This is a genomic window from Brevundimonas sp., assembly GCF_032107865.1.
Taxonomy (GTDB): Bacteria; Pseudomonadota; Alphaproteobacteria; order Caulobacterales; family Caulobacteraceae; genus Brevundimonas.
This window is the reverse complement of record NZ_DAMCNG010000075.1, coordinates 1-11625: the sequence shown is the minus strand read 5'-3', so window position 1 is coordinate 11625 and position 11625 is coordinate 1. Positions and strand designations below refer to the sequence as shown.

The following is an 11625-nucleotide window of genomic DNA, read 5'->3' as shown; positions in this document are numbered from 1 at the left end:
CGGCGGCCGAGCGAACCAGCAGGGTCGACTTCAGCGCCGTCTCCAGCCGCGCGACGCGCCGCCCGACGGTGGCCGCGTCCACGCCCAGCCGCTGCGCCGCCGTGGCCAGCGACCCGGCGCGGGCGGCCGCCAAAAACACCCTCAGATCATCCCAGTCGAACATATGCAGATATGCACATCATCACCTGCAAGATTGCAATGGGCCTGACCGGCCCGCTCTGCTAGGGCAGGCTCACGAAAAACCATAATCATCGGGAGAGACGTTCAATGCGCGATATTCGCCACTTCATCGACGGTGCGGCTTTTGATGGGGCGTCGGGCCGCTTCGGCGACGTCTTCAACCCCAACACCGGCGAGGTTCAGGCCCGCGTCCAACTGGCAACGCCGTCGGAACTGGATCGCGCGGTCCAGTCGGCGCAGGCCGCCTTTGAAGGCTGGTCCTCGACCAACCCGCAGCGGCGCGCCCGCGTCATGTTCGAGTTCAAGCGCCTGGTCGAGGCGAACATGAACGAACTGGCCGAACTGCTGTCCAGCGAGCACGGCAAGGTCATCGCCGACTCCAAGGGCGATATCCAGCGCGGTCTGGAAGTGATCGAGTTCGCCTGCGGCATCCCGCACGCCTCGAAGGGCGAGTACACCTATGGCGCCGGTCCGGGCATCGACGTCTATTCCATGCGCCAGCCGCTGGGCGTGGTCGCGGGCATCACTCCGTTCAACTTCCCCGGCATGATCCCGATGTGGATGTTCGGCGTGGCCATCGCCGCGGGCAACACCTTCATCCTGAAGCCGTCCGAGCGTGATCCGTCCCTGCCGGTGCGTCTGGGCGAGCTGATGATGGAGGCCGGCGCGCCCAAGGGCGTGCTGAACGTCGTCCACGGCGACAAGGTGGCGGTCGACTCCATTCTCGAACACCCGCTGGTCCACGCCGTCAGCTTCGTCGGTTCGTCCGACATCGCCCACTATGTGTTCCAGAAGGGCGCGGCTCACGGCAAGCGCGTCCAGGCCATGGGCGGCGCCAAGAACCACGGCATCGTCCTGCCCGACGCCGACATGGATCAGGTCATCAAGGATCTGACCGGCGCGGCCTACGGCTCGGCCGGCGAGCGCTGCATGGCCCTGCCGGTCGTGGTGCCGGTCGGTCAGCGCACCGCCGACGAACTGCGTGAGCGTCTGGTCTCGGAAATCCCCAACCTGCGCGTCGGCGTCTCGACCGACGCCGAGGCCCACTATGGCCCCGTCGTCACCCAGACCCACAAGGACAAGGTTCTGGGCTGGATCAACAAGGGCGTGGAAGAAGGCGCCGAACTGGTCGTCGACGGCCGCGAATTCAGCCTTCAGGGCCACGAGAAGGGCTTCTTCATCGGCCCGTCGCTGTTTGACCACGTCAAGCCGGAGATGGAATCCTACAAGGAAGAGATCTTCGGCCCGGTGCTGCAGATCATGCGCGCCGCCAGCTTCGAGGAGGCCCTGAGCCTGCCGAGCAAGCACCAGTACGGCAACGGCGTCGCCATCTTCACCCAGAACGGCCGCGCGGCCCGCGACTTCGCCGCCCGCGTCAACGTCGGCATGGTCGGCATCAACGTGCCGATCCCGGTGCCGGTGGCCTATCACTCGTTCGGCGGCTGGAAGCGCTCGGCCTTCGGCGACATCAACCAGCACGGCATGGAAGGCGTCCGCTTCTGGACCAAGACCAAGACCGTGACGGCCCGCTGGCCCGATAGCGATCTGGAGCACGCGGACAGCAGCTTCGTCATCCCGACGATGGGCTGATCCTGACCCTCTCCCGATGGGAGAGGGCTTGAGCCTCGGAGAGCGAAGCGATCCGCTAAGGCGAAAGGGTGAGGGTTCAGCCTGTCAGTCGGCGGCAGCCGTTGCGATACGGCTTGCGCCGACTGAGGTCGGGGACCCTCATCCGCCCCTTCGGGGCACCTTCTCCCATCGGGAGAAGGAACTATAAGAGCGTATAGGGAATAACCCCGCGCTCGTTCTCCGGCACGGCCAGCGTTCGGTCGATCGGCGGGAACGCCCGCTGGGTGCAGTCCGTCCGCTCGCAGATGCGGCAGTTCACCCCCATGCGCGTCGGCGGGCCGTTCAGGTCCAGCCCATCCGCATAGACCAGTTGCGCCGCGTGCTCGATCTCGCATCCCAGCCCCAGCGCATAGCGGCGATCCGGCTCCAGAAACGATCCGCCCGGCTTGGACACGCTCTTGGCGAGGCAGACGTAGCGGGCGCCGTCCGGCATTTCCGACAGATTGACCAGAATGCGGTCCGGCGCGCTGAACGCCTCATGCACGTTCCATAGCGGGCAGGCGCCGCCGAAGCGGGCGAACTGGAAGCGTGTGGCGCTGTGCCGCTTGGTGATGTTTCCGGCCATGTCGACCCGCGCGAAATAGAAGGGCACGCCGCGCCAGCCGGGGCGCTGTAGCGTGCTCAATCGGTGGCAGGCCTGTTCGAAGCTGACGTGGAAGCGGTTGCGCAGGCGGTCCACGTCGTGCCGCAACTCCCGCGCCGCCTCCAGAAACGCGCGATAGGGCAACAGCAGCGCCCCCGCCGCATAGTTGGCCAGACCAACCCGGCACACGTCGCGCGCGGCGGGAATGTCGAAGGCGGCGCGGTCCAGTTCGTGCTCGATCAGGTCCTCGAACCGTAAGCGAACCAACTGGTGCGCCATCTGGAAGGCGCGGGTGGCGCCCGGCAGACTGGCGTCGACATAGAGGATGCGCGCGCCCGGATCGAAACGCCGCATGGCGCCGCGCCCCTGACCGGTGGCGACTCGAACGCCGCACAGGTCATTGAGGGCGGCCTCAAGCTCGCGCTCCGGATGGACGCCGTCGCCGAGATTCAGCCGCGCGGCCAGATCCTCGGCCGCGCGATCCAGCGCATCGATGTAGTTGTCGCGATAGTGGAAGAAGTCGCGCACCGCCTCATAGGGCAGGGCGGGGGCGGCGTCGGCGGCGTGTTCGTCGCGGCCCAGCGTCTCGTTCAGCGTCTTCAGCCGCTCGTCCAGACGGCGGTAGTCCTGGTGCAGGGCCAGGAACTGACGCGCCAGCCGGGGGGCGTTCATGGCCGCCTGCTTCAGCTCGCCCGCCGTGGGTGCCTCGGCGTGGCCTGCGACGTCGGTGGTCGCCTCGCGCAGGTCGGCGATCAGGCGGGCGTCGCCGTCCAGATCGAACAGGCTGGCGTCCACGTCGAAGGCGCGCGTCAGGGCGATCAGCACCCGCGCCGTGGCCGGGCGCTGGTTCGTCTCGATCTGCGACAGATAGGACGGCGACAGCGCCAGCCGCCCGGCGCACTGCTCCAGCGTCCAGCCGCGCGTCTCGCGCAGCTTGCGGACCTTGGTCCCGAGGTAGAGTTTTTCAGCCATGGTTGTTGGGCATTGCAACTTTGCAAAAACGCCTGTCCGCCTTGGCAAGCCTACGCACTTACGCAGGTTTTGCAAAGTTGCGATTGCCTTTCTGCGATGAAGCGGCTTGTTGGACCCTGAACGAAGTCAGGGAGTCGCTCCAACCATGAGCCAGGCCATCCTCGAGGAACTCGAGCGCCGTCGCGCCGCCGCCAAGCTGGGCGGGGGCGAGAAGCGTATCGCCAGCCAGCACGCCAAGGGCAAACTCACCGCCCGCGAACGCATCGGCGTCCTGCTGGACGAAGGCTCCTTCGAAGAGACCGACATGTTCGTGGAGCATCGCAGCCACGACTTCGGGATGCAGGATCAGCGTATCCCCGGCGACGGCGTCGTCACCGGGCGCGGCACGATCAACGGCCGTCTGGTCTATGTCTTCTCGAAGGACTTCACCGTGTTCGGCGGCTCGCTGTCGGGCGCCCACGCGGCCAAGATCGTCAAGATCCAGAAGATGGCCCTGACGGCGGGCGCGCCGATCATCGGCCTGTTCGATGCGGGCGGCGCACGCATTCAGGAAGGCGTGGAGAGCCTGGCCGGGTACGCCGACATCTTCCTGCAGAACACCCTGGCCTCGGGCGTCATCCCGCAGATTTCGGTCATCATGGGCCCGTGCGCGGGCGGCGACGTCTATTCGCCCGCCATCACCGACTTCATCTTCATGGTGAAGGACACCTCCTACATGTATGTGACCGGTCCCGACGTGGTGAAGACGGTCACTAACGAAGTGGTCAGCCACGAAGACCTGGGCGGCGCCCGCGTCCATGCGGGCAAGTCGGGTGTCGCCGACGGCGCCTTCGAGAACGATCTGGAGGCCCTGTCGGAAGTGCGCCGCCTGATCGGCTTCCTGCCGCTGTCGAACCGCGAGACGCCGCCGGTTCGCGAAACCTATGACGAGCCGGATCGCGACGAGGCGTCGCTGGACACGCTGGTCCCGGCCAATCCGAACCAGCCCTATGACATGAAGGAGCTGATCCTGAAGACGGTCGACGAGGCCGACTTCTTCGAGATCGGCGCTGACTTCGCCAAGAACATCATCTGCGGCTTCGGCCGTCTGGACGGCCAGCCGGTCGGCATCGTCGGCAATCAGCCCCAGACGCTGGCGGGCGTGCTGGATATCGACAGCAGCCGCAAGGCCGCGCGCTTTGTGCGCTTCTGCGACGCCTTCCACATCCCGCTGGTGACCTTCGTCGATGTGCCGGGCTTCATGCCGGGCACGAAGCAAGAGTACGGCGCCCTGATCAAGCACGGCGCCAAGCTGCTGTTCGCCTATGCCGAGGCCACGGTGCCCAAGCTGACGGTCATCACGCGCAAGGCCTATGGCGGCGCCTATGACGTCATGAGCTCCAAGCACCTGCGCGGCGACGTCAACTACGCCTGGCCCACCGCCGAGATCGCGGTCATGGGCGCCAAGGGCGCGGTCGAGATCATCTTCCGCAAGGAGGCCGGCGACCCCGAGGCCCTGGCGGCGCGCGAGGCCGAGTACAAGGCACGCTTCGCCAACCCGTTCGTAGCGGCGGGCCTCGGCTACATCGACGACGTCATCATGCCCCACGGCACGCGTCGCCGCCTGATCAAGGCCCTGCGCACGCTGAAGAACAAGACCCAGGAAAATCCCTGGAAGAAGCACGACAACATCCCGCTGTAAGGCCCAGAAATGTTCGATAAAATTCTGATCGCCAACCGCGGCGAGATTGCTGTTCGCGTCATCAAGACCTGCCGCCGCATGGGCATCAAGACGGTGGTCGTCTACTCCGACGCCGACGCCGGGTCGCTGGCGTGCGAGATGGCGGACGAGACGGTGCACATCGGCCCGTCGCCCGCCGCCCAGTCCTATCTGATCCAGGACAAGATCGTGGACGCCGTGAAGCAGACGGGGGCGCAGGCCGTGCACCCCGGCTTCGGCTTCCTGTCGGAAAACGCTGGGTTTGCGCGGCGGCTGAAGGCCGAGGGCATCGCCTTCATCGGGCCGAACCCCGAGGCGATCGACGCCATGGGCGACAAGATCACGTCGAAGAAGTTCGCGGCTGAAGCGGGCGTCTCGACCGTGCCGGGGCACATGGGCCTGATCGAAACGCCGGACGAGGCGGTGAAGATCGCGCGCGAAATCGGCTATCCGGTGATGATCAAGGCTTCGGCCGGGGGCGGGGGCAAGGGCATCCGCGTCGCCCATTCGGACGACGACATGGCCGAGGGCTTCGCCGCCGTGAAGGCCGAGGCGCTGAACGCCTTTGGCGACGACCGCGTCTTCCTCGAGAAGTTCATCGTCGACCCGCGCCACATCGAGATTCAGGTGCTGGGCGACAAGCACGGCAACGTCATCCACCTGTTCGAGCGCGAGTGCTCGATCCAGCGCCGCAACCAGAAGGTCATCGAGGAGGCGCCGTCGCCTCTGCTGGACGAGGTGACCCGCGCCGCCATGGGGGCGCAGGCTGTCGCGCTTGCCAAGGCGGTGAACTATGACTCGGCGGGCACGGTCGAGTTCGTCGCCGGTCAGGACAAGAGCTTCTTCTTCCTGGAGATGAACACCCGTCTGCAGGTCGAGCACCCGGTGACAGAGCTGATCACTGGCGTCGATCTGGTCGAGCAGATGATCCGCTCGGCCTGGGGCGAGCAACTGGCGATCAAGCAGGACGACCTGTCGATCAACGGCTGGGCCATCGAGAGCCGCATCTACGCCGAGGACCCTTACCGCGGCTTCCTGCCGTCGATCGGCCGTCTGGTGCGCTATGAGCAGCCGGAAGAGGGCGATCAGGGCGACTATACGGTCCGCAATGACTCGGGCGTCCGCGAGGGCGACGAGATCAGTATGTTCTACGACCCCATGATCGCCAAGCTGTGCGCCTGGGGCGAGACGCGCGACGACGCCGTGCGCGGCATGGCCCGCGCGCTGGAGGACACGCATCTGGCAGGTCTGGGCCACAATGTGCCCTTCCTGGCCGCCGTCATGGATCAGGAACGCTTCCAGTCCGGTGAGTTGTCGACGAGCTACATCAAGGACGAGTTCCCGGAGGGCTTCAATGGTCTGGCGCCGTCGGCCGAGCAGGTGAAGATCCTGATCGCCTCGGCCGTGGCCATGAACGAGGTCATCGCCGAACAGGACGGCGACCCCAGCGAGCGCACCGACTGGACCGTCCTGATCGACAAGGCGGCCTATGAGGTCGAGGTCGGCTATGACGAGGCCGAAGACCTGATCGTCGCCATCGACGGCGAGGAAGTCTCCCTGTCCGAGATCGAGTGGCGTCCGGGCCTGTCGCTGTTCAAGGCGGCGCTGGACGACGACGCCTTCACCGCCGAGGTGAAGCGCGCCGCCGACGGGTTCGACATCCGCCACCGCGCGGCGCGGGCGCGGGTGCGCGTGCTGCGCCCCGACGTGGCGCACCTCTACGCCCTGCTGCCCGAGAAGCAGGCGGCGGATACGTCCAAGCTGGTGCTGTCGCCGATGCCGGGCCTGGTGGTCGACATCCCCGTGGTCGAGGGCCAGGAGGTCAAGTCCGGCGAGACGGTGGCTATCATCGAAGCCATGAAGATGCAGAACATCCTCAAGGCCGAGCGCGACGGCAAGGTGAAGGCGGTCAAGGCCAAGGCCGGCGATCCGGTCGCCGCCGACGACGTGCTGGTGGAGTTCGAGTAAATGACCGAGTTCGCCGTCCCGACCCCGCTCGAATGGCGCGACGCCGCCGTCAAGGCGCTGAAGGAGCGTCCGCTGGAGAGCCTCATCCATCTGGATGCGGACCATCTGGCGACCAAGCCCCTGTATGGGACGGCGAACGGGGGCGAGCCTGTGTTCGCGCCTCGGTCCTCGGATTCCGAAGGCCGGGCGTGGGACGTGCGGGCGCTGAACGAGGGCGAGGACGCCGATGTCCTGAACTGCGCCATTCTGACCGATCTGGAAAACGGGGCGGCGTCCGTCCTGATCGCCGGGCCGGTCGCGGCGGACGCAGGTCGATTGGCCCGCGCGCTGGACGGAGTGGCGCTGGAGCTGGCGCCGGTGGCGCTGGACGCCGGGTTTGAGGGCGTGACGGCGGCGGAGGCTCTGTCGGCGGTCGCCAAGGGCTCGCCTCGCGCCAAGCTGGCTTTCCACCTCGATCCGATCTCGGCCTATGCCGAGGCGGGCGGGGCGCCGGGCGATTTTGCAGCCATCATGGCCGAGACGGCCAAGGCGGCGGCGACCCACGCCGCGACCTATCCCGAGGCGACGCTGTTCATGGCCTCGGGTCGTGTGGCGCATGAGGCGGGCGGCTCCATCGCGCAGGAACTGGCCTTCGCCGCGTCGTCGGCTGTGGCCTATGTGAAGGCGGCCGTAGAAGCAGGTCTGTCGGCCGAGGCGGCGCTGAAGGGCGTGGTTCTGGGCGTCGCCGTCGATCAGGCCTATTTCGACTCCCTGACCAAGATCCGCGCCCTGCGCCTGATCTGGGCCAGCGTTTCAAAGGCGTTTGGCGCCGAGGTTCCGGCGGTCATCGAGGCGCGCTCGTCGCGGCGGATGCTGTCGGCGCGCGATCCGTGGCCGAACATGCTGCGCCTGACCGCTGCCGGGTTCGCAGGGGCTGTGGGCGGGGCCGATGCGGTGGTGCTGGACGGCTTCACCCGCGCGGCGGGCCTGCCGGACGACTTCGCCAAGCGTCAGGCGCGCAACACCCAGCTGATCCTGATGGAAGAGTCCAACCTGGGCCGCGTCGACGATCCGGCCAGCGGCTCCTGGTATCTGGACGCCCGCACGCGCGAACTGGCCGAGGCGGCCTGGGCCGAGTTTCAGGTCTATGAGGCCGAAGGCGGCGTCATCGCCTGTCTGGAAGGCGGGGTGATCCAGCCTCGCATCGCCCGCGCTCGCGACATGGCCGAAAAAGCCATCAAGGACGGCGGCGCCCAGATCATCGGCGTCACCAAATTCGTCGACCCGGATGTGCGTTCCGCGCCGGTGACGCCTGCGCCCGCAGCGGCCGCCATCGGAACGTTCGAGGCCCTGGCGCCTGTCCGCTTCGCCGCCGCCTTCGAGGAGGCCGCCCAATGAGCTTTCCTGATTTTTCCAAGGTCGCCCTCGATCTGGGCGCGACCGGCGCCGGGCCGGAACGCGCGGCATGGACCACGCCCGAGGGGCTGACGGTCGAGACGGCCTATGGGCCGGATGCGTTGGATGGGCTGGACTTCATCCACGGTCTGCCGGGCTTCGCCCCCTTCGTGCGCGGCCCCTATCCGACCATGTATGCGGGCGCGCCCTGGACCATCCGCCAGTATGCGGGCTTCTCGACCGCCGAGGAGTCCAACGCCTTCTATCGCCGCAACCTGGCCGCCGGTCAGAAGGGCCTGTCGGTCGCCTTCGATCTGGCCACCCACCGGGGCTATGACAGCGACCACCCGCGGGTGAAGGGCGACGTCGGCATGGCGGGCGTGGCCATCGACTCCATTCTGGACATGCGGACCCTGTTCGACGGCATTCCGCTGGACCAGATGTCGGTGTCCATGACGATGAACGGGGCGGTGCTGCCGATCCTGGCTCTCTACGTCGTGGCGGGCGAGGAGCAGGGCGTCGATCACGCCAAGCTGACCGGGACCATTCAGAACGACATTCTGAAGGAGTTCATGGTCCGCAACACCTACATCTATCCGCCCGCACCCTCGATGCGGATCATTGCCGACATCTTCGAGTGGACGGCGAAGGAAACGCCCAAGTTCAACTCCATCTCCATCTCCGGCTATCACATGCAGGAGGCGGGGGCGTCGGCGGACATCGAGCTGGCCTATACCCTGTCGGACGGGATCGAATACCTGCGCGCGGGCAAGGCGGCGGGCATGGAGATCGACCGTTTCGCGCCGCGCCTGAGCTTCTTCTGGGCCATCGGCATGAACTACTTCATGGAGGTGGCCAAGATGCGCGCCGGCCGCCTGCTGTGGGCCGAAGCGGTGAAGCGGGAAGGCGGCGTCAATCCGAAGTCGCTGTCCCTGCGGACCCACTGCCAGACCTCGGGCTGGTCGCTGGCGGCGCAGGATGTGTTCAACAATGTGCCGCGCACCATGGTCGAGTGCATGGCGGCGGCGGGCGGCCAGACGCAGAGCCTGCACACCAATGCGCTGGACGAGGCGCTGGCCCTGCCGACCGACTTCTCGGCCCGGATCGCGCGCAACACCCAGATTCTGGCGCAGGCCGAGACGGGTCTGACGCGCGTCATCGACCCGTGGGGCGGCAGCTTCTACGTCGAGCGCCTGACGCAGGAGCTGGCGACCAAGGCTCGCGCCCTGATGGAGGAGGTCGAGGCCTACGGCGGCATGGCCAAGGCCATTGAGGCGGGCATTCCCAAGCTGCGTATCGAGGAATCCGCCGCCAAGACCCAGGCGCGCATCGACACCGGCCAGCAGACGGTCGTGGGGGTGAACAAATATCTGAACCCCGTGGTCGACGACATTCCGATGCTGAAGGTCGACAACGCCGAGGTGCGCGCCCGCCAGATCGAGAAGTTGCAACGCCTGAAGGCCGAGCGCGACGAGGCGGCGACGCAAGCCGCTCTCGACGCCCTGACCGAGGGCGCGCGCGGCAATGAAAACCTGATGGAGCTGGCGGTGCGGGCCGCCCGCGCCAAGGCCACCGTCGGCGAGATCTCCGACGCGCTGGAGGCCGCCTTCGGCCGCCACATCGCCACGGTGAAGACGGTCTCTGGCGTCTATGCGAAAGAGGCCGGGAACGATCCCAAGGTCGCCCGCGCTCGTGAAATGGTCGCCGCCTTCGTCGAGAACGACGGCGGCCCGCCGCGCATCCTGATCGCCAAGCTGGGACAGGACGGCCACGACCGGGGCCAGAAGGTGGTCGCCACCGGTTACGGCGACATCGGCTTCGACGTGACGGCCGGTTCGCTGTTCCAGACGCCGGCCGAGGCGGCCAAGGACGCGGTCGAGAAGAACGTCCACGCGGTCGGCGCCTCGTCGCTGGCGGCGGGGCATTTGACGCTGGTTCCTGAGCTGAAGGCTGAACTGGCGAAGCTGGGGCGCGAGGACATCATGATCGTGGTTGGCGGGGTCATTCCGCCGTCGGACGTCCAGCCCCTGCTCGATATGGGCGCGGCGGCCGTCTATCCGCCCGGCTCGGTCATCGCCGAGACGGCGGCGGACCTGATCGAGAAGCTGAACCAGCGCCTGGGCTATGCTCAGCCCGCGCCAGCCAAGAATATGGGGGAGACCAAGAAGTGATCGGCAATCTGAACCACGTCGGCGTCGCCACGCCCTCCATCGCCGACTCCATCAAGCTGTATCGCGACGTGCTGGGCGCGACGAAGATCGGCGAGCCGTTCGACCTGCCCGCGCAGGGGGTGAAGGTCTGCTTCATCGACACGCCGACGGCTCAGATCGAACTGATCGAGCCGTTCGACGAGACCAGCCCGATCACCGGCTTCCTGGCCAAGAACCCCAAGGGCGGCCAGCACCATGTCTGCTTTGAAGTGGCCGATATCCACGCCGCCATTGCCGAAATGCGCGCCAAGGGCGTGACCATTCTGGGCACAGGCGAGCCCCGCATCGGCGCGCACGGAACGCCGGTGGTGTTCCTGCATCCCAAGGAGATGGGCGGAGTGCTGATCGAACTGATGGAGACCCCGAAGGGCGATCACTAGAAGACAAAGGCCCGGTCGCGAGACCGGGCCTTTTCATTGATCAGTACAAAATCTTCCGCAGGCTGATCCTGAACGTGCGGCCCAGCGGGTCGAGGTAGTCGGGCTGATAGGACAGCGGCGTCTCGCCCAGGCCGTCGCGGACCTTCAGGCGCTGGTCGAAGATGTTCTCGACGCCGACGCTGACGCGGGCGCCCTTCAGCCACGGATAGCGAGACACCCAATTCTCACGCGACGACAGGTCGGCGAACAGGTTCAGGTTCACTGTCGTCAGGTCCGAGAAACTCAGGTCGTCGTCCGGCGACGAGCCGCCGTTGATCCGCGTGGACTCTTTCCAGTTGGCGTTCAGGAAGCCGCCCATGCCGCTCTTGAAGGCGCCCATCTGCAGCTGGACCTCGTTGCGGGACTGGCCGCCGCGCGCCCCGATAGCGGCGCCGTCCAGCAGGTCGAGCACCGGCAGGCCGTCGCGGATCGTGATCTCATCCTGGATGCGATAGGTGTGATAGAGCGAGACGTTGAACCGCCCCTGGCCCGGCATCATGCCGCCGCCCCGGTTGCGTCCGCCGCCAGACTGCATCCGCATTCCGCCGCCCGGAGGCGGACCGCCCGCGCCATGACCGCCCGGAGGCGGGC

Annotated in this window: 8 protein-coding genes and 1 pseudogene; 6 read left to right on the top strand and 3 right to left on the bottom strand. The window is 67.0% G+C overall.

The features are described 5' to 3' along the window. A partial coding sequence (locus RT567_RS08320) for a LysR family transcriptional regulator (protein WP_313575702.1) occupies positions 1 to 163 on the bottom strand: 163 nt, incomplete at its 3' end. A gap of 104 nt (positions 164 to 267) precedes the next feature. On the opposite strand from RT567_RS08320, the gene RT567_RS08315 reads away from it, so the two are divergent. Continuing rightward, positions 268 to 1770: a CoA-acylating methylmalonate-semialdehyde dehydrogenase gene (locus RT567_RS08315; RefSeq protein WP_128116484.1), complete on the top strand. Its 1503-nt coding sequence runs from the start codon at positions 268 to 270 to the stop codon at positions 1768 to 1770. Positions 1771 to 1951: 181 nt separating this feature from the next. Here the strand turns inward: RT567_RS08315 and RT567_RS08310 are convergent, their stop codons facing one another. Further along, on the bottom strand, positions 1952 to 3364 hold the full coding sequence (locus RT567_RS08310) for a short-chain fatty acyl-CoA regulator family protein (RefSeq protein WP_313575699.1): 1413 nt from the start codon (positions 3362 to 3364) through the stop codon (positions 1952 to 1954). A 145-nt stretch (positions 3365 to 3509) separates the two neighbouring features. On the opposite strand from RT567_RS08310, the gene RT567_RS08305 reads away from it, so the two are divergent. The 5 genes from RT567_RS08305 to mce are packed head-to-tail and all read left to right on the top strand — an operon-like array spanning position 3510 to position 10995. Beyond that, positions 3510 to 5045, top strand: coding sequence for an acyl-CoA carboxylase subunit beta (locus tag RT567_RS08305; RefSeq protein WP_313575697.1), 1536 nt, complete (start codon positions 3510 to 3512; stop codon positions 5043 to 5045). A 9-nt stretch (positions 5046 to 5054) separates the two neighbouring features. Then, complete coding sequence (locus RT567_RS08300; protein WP_313575695.1) at positions 5055 to 7031, top strand: acetyl/propionyl/methylcrotonyl-CoA carboxylase subunit alpha; 1977 nt, start codon at positions 5055 to 5057, stop codon at positions 7029 to 7031. Continuing rightward, the gene (locus tag RT567_RS08295; RefSeq protein ID WP_313575693.1) at positions 7032 to 8408 is read left to right on the top strand and encodes a methylmalonyl-CoA mutase family protein; all 1377 of its coding nucleotides are present in this window, start codon (positions 7032 to 7034) and stop codon (positions 8406 to 8408) included. Beyond that, positions 8405 to 10576: a methylmalonyl-CoA mutase gene (gene scpA, locus RT567_RS08290; RefSeq protein ID WP_313575691.1), complete on the top strand. Its 2172-nt coding sequence runs from the start codon at positions 8405 to 8407 to the stop codon at positions 10574 to 10576. Before RT567_RS08295 ends, scpA begins: the two co-directional genes overlap by 4 nt. After that, complete coding sequence (gene mce, locus RT567_RS08285; RefSeq protein WP_313575689.1) at positions 10573 to 10995, top strand: methylmalonyl-CoA epimerase; 423 nt, start codon at positions 10573 to 10575, stop codon at positions 10993 to 10995. Before scpA ends, mce begins: the two co-directional genes overlap by 4 nt. A gap of 40 nt (positions 10996 to 11035) precedes the next feature. Here mce and RT567_RS08280 read toward each other — a convergent pair. After that, a pseudogene (locus tag RT567_RS08280) lies at positions 11036 to 11625 on the bottom strand (TonB-dependent receptor); the annotation flags it as partial.